Genomic DNA, 16,001 nt, shown 5'->3' with positions numbered 1-16,001 from the left:
AAATGAACGTATATATGGATGATCAAAGAAGTTGCCCGTTCGGGTATGTGCCCGCAACTACAGTAGAATGTGCTTTGCAAATGGTTCGGGATTATGATGTGAATATTCTTTCCCTTGATTTTAATATGGGGTGGGGAGCAAAAAATGGACTGGATTTTGTAGAAGCTTTTTGTACAGATGGGTTATATGTAAATGAAATTCACCTTCATACGAATGATGTCATCGGTATGCACAAGATGAAACAGAGAATGGATAAGGGAAAGGAAGAAGGAGAAATTAATCCTCACTTTGTTGTTAAATACGTGGGAAGCTAAAAACTCCAAAGTAAAACTTTGGAGTTTTTAATGTTTCATATGTGCTTGTAAAGGAATAATCTCTTCTTGTTGAGCTGCTGCGATTTCAGTTTCTTCCTGTTGAACTTCAGGTGTTTTTTTTGTTAAGTAGTGGTATACCATACCGACAAATACTGATCCGCCAATAATGTTACCGATTGTAACAGGAATTAAGTTATGAATAGCACCTGAAAAAGAAATTGTCTCAGGATGTGGTGAAACTAAAGATAAAGCAAAGAGTGACAAGTTTGCAATACTATGTTCGTAACCAGATAAGAAGAATGTGAAAACAAGTAGCATCATGACCATTATTTTTGCCGTGTCGCCTTTAACCTGAGATGGTAAGAAGCAAGCAAGACATACGAGCCAGTTACATAAAATGGCTTTAAAGAATAACTGCATTGTAGGTGTGTTCATCTTTCCTTCAACGACTTTATTCATTAGGTGACCGTGATCAATTGCTTCAAAAATTCCAGTTGCGTAAAATAGTAAGGCAAAGAATAACGCGCCGGCTAAGTTACCTGCATAACAAGCAACCCAGTTACGAAGTGTATCAGAAATCGTTGTTTCTTTTCTTAAAGTTGCTACAGTAAAGTACATTGTGTTTCCAGTAAACAATTCAGCACCGCCATATATAATAAGTACGAGAGCAATCCCGAAAAACATAGAAGCAGCTAAATAAGTTGCTGGTGAATCTGCAATGTGAAAAAAGTTACCTAATTTAAAACATAGTACAATAATAAAACCGATATAAATACCCGCAAGTGCAGCACGAATGAAATATTGCATTGGGTTTGTATCTAGCATTTTCTTTTTGCTTTTAGCCAATTTGACAACATAATCTAGTCCTTGTTCTAGCATGAGTAATACGCTCCTTTAGTAAATCTTCTATAAATACTCCTTATATGAATAAAGTACATGGAATTGTTCTCACTTTCAATAAGTTTGTGCAATGTTTCACAAAAAGGACATACATACGTTAAGAAAACGTTTACAAAAGGTAGTATAATGGAATTTTTTCTGGACATTGAGAGGAAGAAAGGAAAAAGAAAAAGCGCTGTAATTACAGCGCTTTTTCGTCTAAATTCTTTTCTACTTTTACTTCTACTTCTTTTGAGAAGAACCAACCACCAACTGCGATTCCGACTAATACAATCCAGAATGTAAGCTTCCACGGAGTGGATTCTGGGAATGAATGTGGAATTACATTTAATGCAGGGTGTGCTAATGTATAAACTGCTAGCTTCACACCAACCCAACCTACAATTAAGAATGCTGCAGTTTCAAGTCCTGGTTTACGTTTTAAGATTTGCACGAATGCAGTTGCTGCAAATCGCATAATGATTAATCCGATAAGTCCACCTACAAAGATAACAACGAATTGCCCAGTATCTAGACTACCAATTGTACCTAATCCTGTTTTTGGTAAAGTCATTGCTAGTGCAACCGCAGCTAAAATTGAATCAACTGCGAAGGCGATATCAGCAACTTCAACTTTAAATACAGTCCACCAGAAGTTCTCTTGTTTTTTCTTTGCTTCTTTTTCTTCTGTTTCTTCATCTGTATTCTTTTTAACATATGTTTTAAATAAGTGATTACCAGCGATAAACATAAGGTAGATGGCACCGATTGCTTGCACTTGCCATACATCGACTAAGAACGAAATCATAAATAACGATCCAAATCGGAAAACAAATGCCCCCGCTAATCCGTAAAATAGTGCTTTCTTTCGTTTTTCTTCTGGTAAATGTTTTACCATAATTGCAAGAACAAGAGCGTTATCAGCCGCTAAAATCCCTTCAAGTGCAATTAGGATGAGTAATACCCAACCATACTCCAATAATAATGATACATCCATGTACATTCTCCTCTCATCTCTATAAGTTCTAAATAAGTGAAGAATTTCCCCACTATTTAGTTTCCCCATACTCCTGCCTATTAACTTTGGAAGAATTTGGAAATGAATACAAAAAAGACCTCTGCCGTTAATAGGCAAAGGTCTTGCTAGACATATGTAATAAAAATGCCAACAAAGCCGGAAGAACTAAGTTCTACGTAATGACGACTTTGTTTCCAAGAAATATTCTTGGACGCTACTCCCCTTTGGAGATATGTTATTGTATTCTCATTATATGGATAATTGATACGGTTGTCAACCTGTTAAAATATCTTCATTAGGATATTTTATTTTCCGGTTCTTTTTACGAGCAAATGAAAAAGCCAATGTTAAAGGCCCCATTTTCCCAAAAAACATCATAAAGATAATAATAGCTTTTCCGATTATAGTTAAGTGGGGCGTTAAGTTCATACTGAGGCCAACAGTCCCGAATGCTGAAAATACTTCGAAAGCACTCATCAATAGAGGAACTCGCTCAGTAATACTCAAAATTAAAATAGCAAAAAAGATAAATGAAATGGAAATAATAGTAATGGTTAATGATTTGACAATGAGAGTATCTTTAATGGATTTTTTAAATACGACAATATCCTCTTGTTCTTGTAAAAATTTAAATACGCCAAAAAATATGATTAAAAATGTTGTTAACTTAATCCCACCACCCGTTGAAGCACTACCAGCACCAATAAACATAAGGAGCATCATTAATAGGAGGGAAGGTTTTGACAATGTAGAAATATCAACAGTATTAAACCCGGCAGTTCGTGTTGAAATTGCTTGAAAATAAGAGGCCATTCCTTCTTCAAATGGGGTAAAACCTCTCATAGAAAGGGAGTTATGGAACTCGAATATAAAAATAAAAAGGGTAGCAATAATGTTGACGATTAGAGTAGAAGTGAGCATAAGTTTTGAATGTAGTGTAAGGTTTTTAAAGTTTTTCTTTCTTTTTATGTCTACAATTACTGTAAAACCAATTCCACCTAAAATGATGAGAGAGGAAATGACGAAATTGACAAGAATGCTATGAGAATGGGACATTAAATTATCGATCCACACAGAAAAACCAGCATTGTTAAAGGCTGAGATTGAATGGAAAAAACTATAATAGATCCCTTTGGCAACCCCATATTTGGGTACCCATTCAAAAGAAAGAATTAAAGTAGCGATACATTCGACTGTAAAAGAGAATAAAAATAATGCTTTGGCAAGACGGATAACGCCGCCGATATTCGTTTGATTTAATGCTTGTTGTAATAAAATACGGTTTTGAAGACCGATTTTTCTTCCGAGCATAATAGCAATTAAGACCGCAAAGCTCATAATGCCAAGCCCGCCAACTTGTATAAGCGTTAAAATGACACATTGTCCAAATAAAGTAAACACTTTTCCAGTATCCACAACACCAAGCCCAGTAACAGTACAAGCGGAAACGGTTGTAAATAAGGCATCGAGCCATGAAATGGACGTTGTCGTAGCAATTGGCAGTTTTAATAAGCATGTGCCGACAACTGATAATACAATAAAAGATAAAGTAAGAACGCGGGGAGGGCTCATGCTAATATTAATCCGTTTCATGTCACATATTGCTCCTTTCGTTTTGCTTTGATTAGTATGTGAAAAAGCACTATTATGTATGTTGAAAATAGAAAGAGGCAGATAATATCTGCCTCTAAGCCATATGTTATATAATTATCCACGTAATTGTTGTTGAGCTAAAGCAACAAGACGTTTTGTTACTTCACCGCCAACTGAACCGTTAGAACGAGATGCTGTATTAGAACCTAAGCTTACACCAAATTCTTGTGCAATTTCATATTTAAATTGTTCAAGCGCTTGTTCTGCACCTGGAACTAATAATTTGTTTGTTTTTACCATGTTGATACACATCCTTATGAGTAGTCCAGTTCAGCTAAGTTCTTATCTAAACTGGTAACGTTATTTTATGTGGAAATGACATACTCATACGCGGAAGTAATCGGTGCGATTAGAAGTTCTTGGATAGAAAAAAAGAGTAGCAACTTTGCTACTCTTTTTTTAGTATTGTCGCTGTTCCTTCCACGACAATATCATCTGATTGATTATATATGTTTGTTTGCAACGTAATGATTTTTTTATCGTCACGCTTCTTAATAACCTCTGCCACAACGCGAAGTGTATCACCGATTTTGACAGGGGCACGGAATGAAACATTTTGGGATAAATAAATCGTATTTTTGCCTGGGAGTTTCGTTCCAAGGATAGTAGAAATAAAACTCGAAACGAGCATACCGTGAGCAATACGTTCTTTAAACATTGTCGTTTTTGCAAAAGAATCTAAAATGTGAATAGGATTCACATCTCCAGTCAATTTTGCAAAATTAATAACATCTTCATCTGTAATTGTTTTTGTAAGGGATGCTTGATCACCGACTTGAATCTCATCATAACGAAGCTCCGGAACAGTTTGTGCTTCTTGAAATGGATTCATTTTGTCCTCCTTCTTTTCCATATCGAAAAATGTTAGCCATCTTGATGTAGTAGGAGGAAGAAAGAGTTTTGTTTGTGCTGCAGTTAGCTCCCACATTTTTCTTACTTGATGGAAGTAAATAGATTTTTTGAGTTTTCCTCGAACTTTTTTGCGAGTTCCAACTGTTTTGACTTGAACTCTTCCAAAAAACCCTCTAACTGTTTTTGAGCCTCTTCACGTTGTAATTGTTGTTGCTCAATAAATTGTTTTGTTGTTTCTTCAAATTGACCGCTTGTTTGTGTAAGAATTGACAAAGATGTTTTTGTAGGAGAAACAGTCAGCTGCTGCATATGAGCAGAAAGTTCTTTCCACTTGTCTTGCCACTCGTTAATTTGATCATTTAAGGAGTTACCAGTTAATTGTTTCACGTAATCTGTATATTGGTTATTGAACTGAGCAGTGATTTGTTGTAGTTCTTTTTCTAGTTCATCTACTCCTGATGTTAATTTATGCAAAGCGTCTTGTTGTTGTTTTAATGTTTCTAAAGTAAGTTGCTCTAATTGTTTCCCAGCTGAAGAAAAAAGGGAAAGTGATTGAGACCAGTTTTTCCAAAATGCATCGACTAATTCGTATGGTTTAGTTTCCATTGTTTGACCCCCAAATGTTTTTTTGCATATTGTGAACGCAGATTACTCTGCTGTACCACCAGGTGAAGATGAAGAATCCTTTTCATCCTTTTCTGGAGAAGTAGAAAATGGAAAGAATGCATTGGTGTATAACGTGAAAAACGTCCGCAACATATTTTGATAATGTTCAAAAGAAGTCGCACATGTTGTTAAATATTGCTCTCCATATTCAGTTAAAGAATAAATTCTTTTTGCCGGCCCTCCATCGCTTGTATCCCAAGTAGAAGAAATAAGGTTTTCTTTTTCTAATTTGCGTAGTGTTCTATAAACATTACCTTGGTCAACAGAAGAAAAGCCGATATCCATTAGCATTTGAATAAGTTTGTAACCATGAAGACTCCAGTCTTTTAGACAGAGAAGTAAGAAGGGAACTAAGAAGTTTTTTGGCATGGAGTTTGGTTGTTTCGCTTGGTTGTTCTCCAAACTTTCGCGTTGTTCTGGTTCATTTTGTAGCATGATTGTGCATCACCTCATGAATCAGTTAGATGGAATTTTTTGCTTATAAGTGCAATTTACACCTATCTGTTTTTAAAGTCAACACATTTGTTAGAAAATAGAAAAAAATAAAATATAGACTTGAAGTTTTATTCAGAATATTAGAAAATAGTGAATAGGTTGAATTGTTTCAAAAAAGAAAAAGGGAGTGTAGGTAAAGTGATTGATCAAAAATTCGATCCACTACAAGCATGGAAAAATGCTTATGAACAAACCGAAACATTTTGGGGAAAAGCGCTCAATGAAACAATTAAAACAGAAGAATATTCTGCTTGGATGGGCAGCGTTCTAGATTTGAATTTGTTTTATCAAAAAGCATTAAATGATACGACAAAAAACTATTTAGAACAAGTAAATGTGCCGACGAAAGAGGATATCGCAAGAGTGGCTACGCTTGTTATTAACTTAGAAAATAAAGTAGATAACATTGAGGAGTTTCTAGAGGAGAAAGTAGATTCTTTAGGACAAGCTCCTACATTAAAGCGTGATGTGACAAAAGTGAAACAAGATATTCGTACGCTTGAAACAAAAGTAGATCAAATTTTAGAATTGCTAGAAAAGCAAAATGCAGTACTAGCTAAACTACAAGTACCTGTAAAAGAAGAGATAAAGCCTGCGAATAAGCCGGAAAATAAAAAATGATAAAAGCGCTTGTTTATAACAGGAAAAAGAGAGAGGGAGAATCTCTTTTCACATGTAAACGGCGAAACATAATTATATAGGGACTCTACAGTATGAGTACCAAAATGATTCATAACAATCGTTCACAAATTCATTTAAGGGGGAAAAGAAATGGTTCAATTAAATGGCAAAGTAGCAATCGTAACAGGTGGAGCAAAAGGGATTGGAAAAGCAATTACAGTAGCTTTAGCACAAGAGGGCGCTAAAGTTGTTATTAACTATAATAGCAGTAAAGAAGCAGCTGAAAACTTAGTAAATGAACTAGGAAAAGACGGACATGACGTTTATGCAGTGCAAGCGGATGTTTCAAAAGTAGAAGATGCAAACCGACTTGTAGAAGAAGCTGTGAATCATTTTGGTAAAGTTGATATTCTTGTTAATAATGCTGGTATTACAAGAGATCGTACATTCAAAAAGTTAAATCGTGAAGATTGGGAGCGCGTAATTGACGTGAATTTAAGTAGCGTATTTAATACGACAAGCGCGGTTCTTCCATACATAACGGAAGCGGAAGAAGGAAGAATTATTAGCATTTCTTCTATTATTGGTCAAGCAGGTGGATTTGGCCAAACAAACTACTCAGCAGCAAAAGCGGGTATGTTAGGATTTACAAAATCATTAGCGTTAGAACTTGCAAAAACAAATGTCACTGTAAATGCAATTTGCCCAGGATTTATTGATACTGAAATGGTAGCAGAAGTGCCAGAAGAAGTACGTCAAAAAATCGTTGCAAAAATCCCGAAAAAACGTTTTGGTCAAGCTGATGAAATTGCAAAAGGTGTAGTATACCTATGCCGTGACGGTGCGTATATCACAGGTCAGCAATTAAACATTAACGGCGGATTATATATGTAATGAAGTAAGAAAAAAGTGCATATCCATAGCAGGAATGCACTTCTTTTTTAAGAAGGAAATCGACCAAAAAGGAGATAAAAAAATGACTACATTCGCAACAGAATGGGAAAAGCAATTAGAGCTATACCCAGAAGAGTACCGAAAAGCATACCGCCGAGTGAAAAGGGCGAGTGAAATTTTATTACGTGAACCAGAGCCGCAAGTAGGATTAACGCCGAAAGAGGTTATTTGGACGAAGAATAAGACGAAGCTTTATCGCTACATTCCAAAACAAGAAAAAACACAAAGAGTTCCAATTCTGTTAATATATGCTCTTATTAATAAACCATATATTATGGATTTAACTCCTGGAAATAGTTTAGTGGAATATCTAGTGGATCGTGGTTTTGATGTGTATATGCTTGATTGGGGCACATTTGGTTTAGAAGATAGTCATTTGAAATTTGATGATTTCGTGTTTGATTATATTGCAAAAGCAGTAAAAAAAGTAATGCGAACTGCAAAATCGGACGAGATTTCTTTACTTGGTTATTGCATGGGTGGAACGCTAACTTCTATTTATGCAGCACTTCATCCGCACATGCCAATTCGTAATTTAATTTTCATGACAAGTCCTTTTGATTTCTCTGAAACAGGATTGTATGGTCCTTTGTTAGATGAGAAATACTTCAATTTAGATAAAGCGGTTGATACATTTGGAAATATTCCGCCAGAAATGATTGATTTCGGAAACAAAATGTTAAAACCAATTACGAACTTTGTCGGTCCATATGTTGCTTTAGTAGATCGTTCAGAGAATGAGCGCTTCGTCGAAAGCTGGAGATTGGTTCAAAAGTGGGTTGGTGATGGTATTCCGTTCCCAGGTGAATCATACAGACAGTGGATTCGTGATTTTTATCAAAATAATAAACTGGTTAAGGGTGAACTCGTTATTCGCGGACAAAAGGTAGACCTTGCAAATATTAAGGCGAATGTCTTAAATATTTCCGGGAAACGTGATCATATCGCTTTGCCATGTCAAGTAGAAGCATTACTAGACCATATTTCTAGCACAGATAAACAATATGTATGTTTACCGACAGGGCATATGTCTATCGTTTACGGTGGAACAGCTGTAAAACAAACATATCCGACGATTGGAAATTGGCTTGAAGAGCGTTCTAATTAAAAATAAAAAATCCAACTAGCCTATGTTAGTTGGATTTTTTTATGGAAAATAACAAAACATAGAAAGGAGAAACTTATATTTTAGGAGTATAATTATGAAACTTATGAACGGTAAGTTGTTTTGGAATACAGGAGTTTCTGTACCTTGTTATCCACTGTTAGAAAATGATATGATATGTGATGTGCTAGTAGTCGGAAGCGGCGAAGCTGGTGCTCATATAGCGCATTCGTTAGCGAAAATTGGCATGAGTGTTACGCTTATTGAAAAAAGAGCAATTGGGTGTGGTAGCACAGCTGCTAATACAGGTTTACTACAATTCCTTCATGATAAATCGTTAACCTCCCTTATCCATACATTTGGTAAAGAAAAAGGGGTACGAGCATATAAGCTTTGTTATGAAGCGCTAAGAACAATGGAAGAGGTTATACCGACTCTTGATATTGATCCCCATTTTATTCCGCGAAATAGTTTATATTATGCAAGTAAAAGTGAGGATGTCTCATTTTTACAAGAGGAATATAATACGTTACAGAATTATGGATTTCCAGTTGAATATTTTACAGAAGCTGATATTAAGAAACGTTATTCTTTTGCAAAACAAGCAGCGTTATATACGCAAGGTGATGCTGAGGTGAATCCGTATTTATTAGTGCATAGTTTTTTGCATAAAGCAAACCAAATAGGAGCTAATATATATGAACATACAGAGGCAATACATATAAAAAAACGCCAAAATGATTTAATTTGTTACACGAAAACAGGAAATCAAATTGTAGCAAAGAATATTATTATGGCGACAGGTTATGAAGCGCTTTTTGGAAAGAAAGAAAAAAATACAACAGTAGAAACTTCTTATGCAATTGTAACAAATGAAATAGATCAGTTTGAAGGCTGGCATGAGCGATCGTTAATTTGGGAAACGGAACGGCCTTACTTATATTTTCGAACGTATCGAAACCGCATTATTGTAGGCGGATTAGATGAAGCGATGCAAATTCAAACAATCGGTGATACGAAATTATTGCATAAGCGTGATATCCTTATTAATATTGTAAAAGAGATGTTCCCGCAGTATAAAAATATACAGGCAGACTACTATTGGGCAGCCGCATTTGGTGGTACTCATGATGGTCTCCCCATTTTAAAAGAAGACGAAAAGATACATAATTTATTTTACGCATTGCCGTATGGAGGTAATGGAACTGTATATGGAATGGTCTTTGCCAAATTATTTGAACAGTTATTTACAAATAAAGAAAGGGAAGATTTTTCTTTATTTAATCGATAGAAAAAAGGTAGCGAAGTGATGGAATGAGAGATATAAAAAAGTTTTTACAAAAATTACGTCCAGTACAACTCATTGTTTTATTTTATTTATTAGCAGTAGTTGTATCGGTAATCTTGCTTAGTTTACCGTTTGTTACGAAACCTGGTGTGAAATGGACATTTATAGATGCCCTTTTTACATCGGTTAGTGCGGTAAGTGTTACGGGGCTGTCTGTTATTACGATTTCAGATACGTTTACTACAGCAGGAATTATTGTTTTAGCCCTTATTTTACAATTAGGCGGCTTAGGAATTATGGCGCTTGGTACATTTGTTTGGATCATTACGGGGAAAAAGATTGGTTTGCAAAGAAGAAGATTAATTATGGCAGACCATAATCAAGGAAATTTATCGGGTCTTGTAGAATTGATGCGTTCTATTTTAATTGTAATTATTTCGATAGAACTTATTGGAGCAATCCTATTAGGTACAAGATTTTTACTTTACTTTCCGACTTGGCAAGAAGCTTATTTTCACGGTTTCTTTGCAGCAGTTAGTGCGACTACGAACGGTGGATTTGATTTAACAGGACAATCGTTAATTCCGTATAAAAAAGATTATATTGTTCAAATGATTCATATGTTACTAATTATTTTAGGAGCGATTGGTTTCCCTGTGCTAATGGAAGTGAAACAATTCCTTAGTAAAAGAGGACAACAATTATTTCGTTTTTCATTATTTACAAAATTGACGACAACAACATTTTTTGCACTCGTTGTTGTTGGTACAATTATGATTTTTTTACTGGAGAGAAATCACTTTTTAGTAGGAAAGTCATGGCATGAAACGGTATTTTATACATTATTCCAATCTGTGACGACGCGAAGTGGTGGACTTGCTACGATGGATATACGTGAATTGTCACAACCGACGCTTTTATTTATGAGTATATTAATGTTTATAGGGGCATCTCCCAGTTCGGTTGGGGGCGGAATACGTACAACTACATTTGCTGTTAGTATATTGTCACTATACACCTTTGCAAGGGGCGGTAGAACAGTTAGAGTCTTCAAACGTCAGCTACATGAAGAGGATGTACTAAAAGCATCTGTCGTTATGACGATGGGGATTTTGTTATGTGCTACTGCGCTATTCATTTTATCTATTACGGAAAATGTACCGCTTATGAGCTTAATTGTTGAAGTTTGTTCTGCTTTCGGAACGACGGGACTATCAACAGGTGTTACGCCTGATTTAACAACTGTTGGGAAACTTGTACTCATTGTGCTTATGTTTATCGGACGCGTTGGTATTTTAACATTTATTTTAGCTAGTGGTGGAAGGGAACAACCACCTCGCTATAAATACCCGAAAGAGCGGATTATTATTGGATAGTATGAAACCATTCTACCTACGTTAGGTAGAATGGTTTTTTAGTCGTTAATGCCAAATTGTGGATGCATAAAAGCTTCATTTTTATTATCCACTTCGTTTTTTAGTAACTCTTGATTTTCTTCTGAAATCCACCCAATATCATTTGTCGGATGGATCCACTCATCGCCAGCCATAATGGCAGGATCTACTTCATCACTCCAATTGTTAAGCGGACTGTTCTCGGAATTATATTTACTGTCTCCAATTACAACATTATATTGATTCACAAAAGGTTGTTGCATCGTTTTTCCTGTTCCTTTAAAAGATGGAAAATTCATTTGATGCGGGAGCGTTTCGTCTAAAATTGGTGATTGAATCTTTTCTTTTTTCTTCAAAATTATCGCTCCTTTTTATAATGATTTCTTCATATGTAGTATTTCCATCTAACGCCCCTTATGTACTTGTTAACACTTGCCAGTAATAATTATTTTAAGTTGTTTCAAACTAGAGTAGAAAGTGATTTCTTGAGAGCAGGTGAATGTATTGGTAAAAAGAAAAGTGAAACAAAATGCGGCAATCAATAATAATAAAACTCCGAAAGAAAGCTTACCAGATGCAGAATTTGCATTAGAGTATGAAGGAGAAAATAGCGCAAAGTATGCTAATCGTAATTCAAAAAAAGGGAAACAAAAATGAGGCGTTTTTTACAAACGCCTCATTTTTTTGTGGGATTATAAAGGTTTTTTTAATTATTTGTAAATTTAGTGTTTTCTATTAGCAGAAAAATGCGAAAAAACATAGAAGTAGCAACGTATTACACAAAAACAAACAACAAACAAAAGATTAATGTTGGTTTAATACTGCTTTTACACTAGTTGTTTATATTTGAGTTGTACATAAGATTTGTAAAAGGAGAGAGAAACAGTGAAAAAAACAATCTTTAAAGCTGTAGCGACTGGAATGGTATTTTCGTTATTAATGGGGTGTGGTGCAAAGAAGGAAGAAAGTGCTGGAGCGAAAGTGAAAGATGACAAATTATCTGGATCATTAACTGTTTACACAGCAATTGAAGAAGAGCTTGTACCAATTTATCTTGATTCCTTTAAAAAGAAATATCCTGATGTGAAATTGAACATTGTACGTGATTCAACAGGAGTTATTACTGCGAAATTGCTAGCTGAAGGGAAAAATACACAAGCAGATGTTGTATGGGGAACTGCGGCATCAAGTCTATTAGCTTTAGATAAAAAAGATATGTTAAAAGGATACTCTCCAAAAGGAGCAGATCGTGTTCTTCCACAATTTAAAGATGATAAGCAACCTGAAAAATGGGTAGGAAATACTGCATTTATGACGGGGATTGCTGTAAATAAAGAAGAGTTAAAGAAGAAAAATTTACTGATGCCAGAATCATATGAAGATTTAACGAAACCAGAGTATAAAGGAACACTTGTTATGCCACATCCAGCATCATCTGGAACAGGATTTTTAACAGTTTCTGCATGGCTACAAATCATGGGTGAAGATAAAGGCTGGGATTACATGAAGAAACTTCATGATAATATGGCAAGTTATACGCATTCAGGATCAAAACCAGCGAAATTAGCAGGAGCAGGTGAATATCCAGTCGGTGTATCAATGGTTTATAGTGCTTTAAAAGAGAAACAAAAAGGTGCACCAGTTGAAGTTGTACTGCCGAAAGAAGGATTAGGGTGGGAAGTAGAAGCGAACGCACTTATTAAGAAAGATAATGCGAAAAATGATAAATTAGCACAAGCATTTTTAGATTGGGCAATTACTGATGATGTAATGAAGTTATACTTTGAGAAAAATGGATTTGCGACAATTAAAAATGATTATAAACTTCCAGAGGGATTCCCGAAAGATGTTACTGAAAAATTATATAAAAAGAATGACTTTAAATGGGCAGCAGAAAATCGTGACAAAATTTTAGAAAAATGGGAAAAAGAGTTTGGCCAAAAAGCAGAACCGAAAAAGTAAGTGAGTGGGAGAGAGAAAAATGAGCGAATATTTATCAATTCAACACATTCAAAAACAGTTTGATGCATTTACAGCGTTAAAAGATATTTCTTTTACTGTGAACAAAAATGAGTTTGTTTGTTTATTAGGCCCGAGTGGCTGTGGGAAAACGACGTTGCTTCGCATTTTAGCGGGACTAGAGGAACCAACGACTGGCAGTATAGCTGTGAATGGAAAAGATATTACAGCATTGCCTCCTGGGAAGAGAAACTTCGGAATGGTTTTCCAATCGTATGCTTTATTTCCGAATTTAACAGCACTTGAAAATATTGAATACGGCTTAAAGACAAAAAAATATGGGAAAGCAGAAGTGAAAGAGAAAGCGCTAGATGCGTTAAAACTTGTAGATTTGCTGAATGTAAAAGATAAATATCCTGCTCAAATGTCTGGTGGACAACAGCAGCGAGTAGCACTTGCACGTGCGCTCGCTCTGTCTCCAGATATTTTGTTACTCGATGAGCCGTTATCAGCTTTAGATGCAAAAGTGCGTGAAAAATTACGTAGGGAAATGCGTGATTTGCAAGAGAAAATAGGAATAACGACGATTATGGTAACGCATGATCAAGAAGAGGCATTAACGATGGCTGATAAAATTGTTGTAATGAATCATGCGGAAATTATGCAGATTGGAACACCAGAGGAGATTTATCAAAGACCAGCCAATCCGTTTGTGGCAGATTTTATTGGTTCTATTAATTTCTTTTCGAAAAATAACGAAGAACATGCAATTCGTCCTGAACATGTAACAATTGTACAAAAGGACGGTATTAAAACAGTTGTGGAAAGTATGGAATTTCGCGGATCTGTATATCGGACGGAAGTGCGAGTCGTAGAAGAAAACACACACCTTTATAATGAGAAAATTGTAGTGGATATATTAGCATCAGAAGTAGAAGCAACGGCTATTAGAAAAGGAAAGCCGATTCAAATCTCTTTCTCAGAAAATCATATGTTGTCATATGGAAAGAAGGTCATTGTATAGATGGAGATGTTAGAAAACTATAAGGTAGAAAGTACGAAAAAAAAGATTAAGAGAAGTATAGGGAAAGAGGAATGGATCCAAAGGCTCGTAATTATCGGTATGATTCTTTCCTTCCTTATCATACTTGTATTACCGCTATTACAACTATTTACACAAGCTTTTTATAATAAAGATGGAGTTTTCATTGGTTTAGCGAATTTCAGTAAATATTTCACAACACCAACTTTAGTGCAGTCTTTACAAAATACAGTATGGATTTCGGGCGCAACAACAATTATTTCAGTTGCAATCGCATTCGTTTACGCATATGCAATTGCCCGTACGAATGTTTTTGGAAAGCGCGTATTTCAGTATGTAGCGTTATTACCATTGTTTGCACCAACGATGATGCACGGTATAGCACTTACATATTTATTTGGTAATCAAGGGCTAGTAACGAAAGGAATGTTTGGTTTATTTGAAGGTATACAAATCCCTTTATATGGACCAGTAGGAATTGTAATAGCTGAAGTTATGTATACATTTCCGCAAGCCTTTCTCATATTGCTAATTGCCTTTCAAGGATCTGATTATCGTTTATATGAAGCTTCTAATATGTTAGGAGCCAGTAAAACAAAGCAATTTTTCACGGTTACTTTACCTAGTGTAAAGTACGGATTAATTAGTGCAATGTTTGTTGTGTTTACACTTAGTTTTACTGATTTTGGGGCACCAAAAATTGTTGGTGGGCAATATAATGTGCTTGCTACTGACGTATACAAACAAGTAATTGGACAGCAAAATATGCCGATGGGTGCAACTGTCGGAATGATTTTATTAATCCCAGCTATATTCGCATTTGTAGTTGATCGTATTACGCAAAGAAAGCAGGCGAATTTCTTATCTTCAAAAGCAGTACCATACAGAATAATAGCTAATAAGAAAAGAGATGTAATCTCATTCATATATTGTAGTGTGATTACCCTTATGATCATTCTATTATTTGTTGCAGTTGGTATTGCTGCAAGTGTGAAAGTATGGCCATATAATATGAGTTTTACATTTGAGCATTTTAATTTTTCAAGTTTAACAGGAGATGGACTTGAAGCATTTAAAAATAGCGTAATTGTTTCAGCAGTTACAGCAGTTATTGGGGCGATCTTAACATTTGTATTCGCATATGCAATTGAGAAAATAGACCAGCTACAATTTTTTAGAAAAACAGGTTACTTTTTCTCTATAGTGCCGTTAGCGATACCAGGTTTAGTACTCGGATTAGGATATGTCTTTTTCTTTAGTCAACCAACGATTCAAATTCTTGGACTATCAGTAACGAATCCGTTTCATTCTTTATACGGAACAATCGCTGTATTAGTACTAGTAAATATCATTCATTTTTATTCTGTAACATTTGTCACGGCAACGACTGCCTTAAAGAAATTAGACCGAGAGTTTGAGCTTGTTTCGCAGTCGATGGGTATTCCGTTTTATAAAACATTCTTCCGAGTAACAGTACCAATGTGTTTACCAGCAATTTTAGAAATGGTAATGTACTACTTCGTAAATTCAATGGTAACTGTATCGGCAGTTGTGTTCCTATATGCAGCTGATTTTAAACTAGCTGCCGTATCAATCGTAAATATGGATGATGCAGGAAATGTAGCGCCAGCAGCTGCAATGAGTGTACTTATTGTTGTTACAAATATTGTAGTGAGAGTTGTATATGAATGGGGAACGAAAGCACTTCGTAACCGAACTTCACAATGGCAAAAAAGATAAGTAAGAAGGGTGATGGACAGA

General features: G+C 35.4%; 18 protein-coding genes and 1 riboswitch. Of the genes, 10 read left to right on the top strand and 8 right to left on the bottom strand.

Annotated elements, in window-relative coordinates:
* The first annotated feature begins 2 nt into the window (after positions 1-2).
* Positions 3-314 carry a cyclic-phosphate processing receiver domain-containing protein gene (locus CQ064_RS02890; RefSeq protein WP_001103759.1) on the top strand — a complete coding sequence of 104 codons (312 nt, stop codon included), beginning with the start codon at positions 3-5 and terminating at the stop codon, positions 312-314.
* A gap of 27 nt (positions 315-341) precedes the next feature.
* Here CQ064_RS02890 and CQ064_RS02885 read toward each other — a convergent pair whose 3' ends face one another.
* From CQ064_RS02885 to phaQ, 7 genes are all read right to left on the bottom strand, one after another.
* Positions 342-1,193, bottom strand: coding sequence for a formate/nitrite transporter family protein (locus CQ064_RS02885; protein WP_000893034.1), 852 nt, complete (start codon positions 1,191-1,193; stop codon positions 342-344).
* A gap of 202 nt (positions 1,194-1,395) precedes the next feature.
* A complete protein-coding gene (locus CQ064_RS02880) occupies positions 1,396-2,190 on the bottom strand; it encodes a TerC family protein (protein ID WP_000383326.1) in 795 nt (264 codons plus the stop codon).
* A gap of 90 nt (positions 2,191-2,280) precedes the next feature.
* A riboswitch (yybP-ykoY riboswitch) is annotated at positions 2,281-2,446 on the bottom strand.
* 38 nt (positions 2,447-2,484) lie between these two features.
* Positions 2,485-3,804 (bottom strand): TrkH family potassium uptake protein, encoded by a 1,320-nt coding sequence (locus CQ064_RS02875; RefSeq protein WP_000822355.1) that lies wholly within the window; start codon positions 3,802-3,804, stop codon positions 2,485-2,487.
* Positions 3,805-3,918: 114 nt separating this feature from the next.
* A complete protein-coding gene (locus CQ064_RS02870; protein WP_000241212.1) occupies positions 3,919-4,104 on the bottom strand; it encodes an alpha/beta-type small acid-soluble spore protein in 186 nt (61 codons plus the stop codon).
* Between the two features lie 148 nt (positions 4,105-4,252).
* Positions 4,253-4,696 carry a MaoC family dehydratase gene (locus CQ064_RS02865; protein WP_001067916.1) on the bottom strand — a complete coding sequence of 148 codons (444 nt, stop codon included), beginning with the start codon at positions 4,694-4,696 and terminating at the stop codon, positions 4,253-4,255.
* Between the two features lie 101 nt (positions 4,697-4,797).
* A complete protein-coding gene (gene phaP, locus CQ064_RS02860; RefSeq protein ID WP_000448592.1) occupies positions 4,798-5,322 on the bottom strand; it encodes a polyhydroxyalkanoic acid inclusion protein PhaP in 525 nt (174 codons plus the stop codon).
* Between the two features lie 42 nt (positions 5,323-5,364).
* A complete protein-coding gene (gene phaQ, locus CQ064_RS02855; protein ID WP_000939954.1) occupies positions 5,365-5,817 on the bottom strand; it encodes a poly-beta-hydroxybutyrate-responsive repressor in 453 nt (150 codons plus the stop codon).
* Between the two features lie 198 nt (positions 5,818-6,015).
* Between phaQ and phaR the strand changes: the two genes are divergently transcribed.
* The 5 genes from phaR (at position 6,016) to CQ064_RS02830 (ending at position 11,221) form a co-directional block, all read left to right on the top strand.
* Entirely contained in the window at positions 6,016-6,498 is a 483-nt protein-coding gene (gene phaR / locus CQ064_RS02850) for a polyhydroxyalkanoic acid synthase subunit PhaR (RefSeq protein WP_000566941.1), read from the top strand.
* A 150-nt stretch (positions 6,499-6,648) separates the two neighbouring features.
* Positions 6,649-7,392, top strand: coding sequence for an acetoacetyl-CoA reductase (locus CQ064_RS02845; protein WP_000250407.1), 744 nt, complete (start codon positions 6,649-6,651; stop codon positions 7,390-7,392).
* Between the two features lie 82 nt (positions 7,393-7,474).
* Entirely contained in the window at positions 7,475-8,560 is a 1,086-nt protein-coding gene (gene phaC, locus CQ064_RS02840) for a class III poly(R)-hydroxyalkanoic acid synthase subunit PhaC (protein WP_000206336.1), read from the top strand.
* A gap of 94 nt (positions 8,561-8,654) precedes the next feature.
* A complete protein-coding gene (locus CQ064_RS02835; protein WP_000772527.1) occupies positions 8,655-9,848 on the top strand; it encodes an NAD(P)/FAD-dependent oxidoreductase in 1,194 nt (397 codons plus the stop codon).
* Between the two features lie 23 nt (positions 9,849-9,871).
* Positions 9,872-11,221, top strand: a complete 1,350-nt coding sequence (locus CQ064_RS02830) for a TrkH family potassium uptake protein (protein WP_001204706.1) — start codon at positions 9,872-9,874, stop codon at positions 11,219-11,221.
* Positions 11,222-11,259: 38 nt separating this feature from the next.
* Here CQ064_RS02830 and CQ064_RS02825 read toward each other — a convergent pair whose 3' ends face one another.
* On the bottom strand, positions 11,260-11,595 hold the full coding sequence (locus tag CQ064_RS02825) for a DUF3905 domain-containing protein (protein WP_000726028.1): 336 nt from the start codon (positions 11,593-11,595) through the stop codon (positions 11,260-11,262).
* A gap of 148 nt (positions 11,596-11,743) precedes the next feature.
* Here CQ064_RS02825 and CQ064_RS33310 point away from each other — a divergent pair, with 148 nt between their 5' ends.
* From CQ064_RS33310 to CQ064_RS02800, 4 genes are all read left to right on the top strand, one after another.
* A complete protein-coding gene (locus tag CQ064_RS33310; RefSeq protein WP_000240799.1) occupies positions 11,744-11,896 on the top strand; it encodes a hypothetical protein in 153 nt (50 codons plus the stop codon).
* 228 nt (positions 11,897-12,124) lie between these two features.
* Positions 12,125-13,201 carry a putative 2-aminoethylphosphonate ABC transporter substrate-binding protein gene (locus CQ064_RS02810; protein ID WP_000750891.1) on the top strand — a complete coding sequence of 359 codons (1,077 nt, stop codon included), beginning with the start codon at positions 12,125-12,127 and terminating at the stop codon, positions 13,199-13,201.
* Positions 13,202-13,220: 19 nt separating this feature from the next.
* On the top strand, positions 13,221-14,222 hold the full coding sequence (locus tag CQ064_RS02805; protein ID WP_000006196.1) for a putative 2-aminoethylphosphonate ABC transporter ATP-binding protein: 1,002 nt from the start codon (positions 13,221-13,223) through the stop codon (positions 14,220-14,222).
* Positions 14,223-15,980 carry a putative 2-aminoethylphosphonate ABC transporter permease subunit gene (locus CQ064_RS02800; protein WP_000425530.1) on the top strand — a complete coding sequence of 586 codons (1,758 nt, stop codon included), beginning with the start codon at positions 14,223-14,225 and terminating at the stop codon, positions 15,978-15,980.
* Positions 15,981-16,001 lie beyond the last annotated feature (21 nt).

Source organism: Bacillus sp. MYb78 (genome assembly GCF_002975115.1).
In the GTDB taxonomy this organism is placed as follows: domain Bacteria; phylum Bacillota; class Bacilli; order Bacillales; family Bacillaceae_G; genus Bacillus_A; species Bacillus_A cereus.
This window is presented reverse-complemented; position numbering and strand designations above follow the sequence as displayed.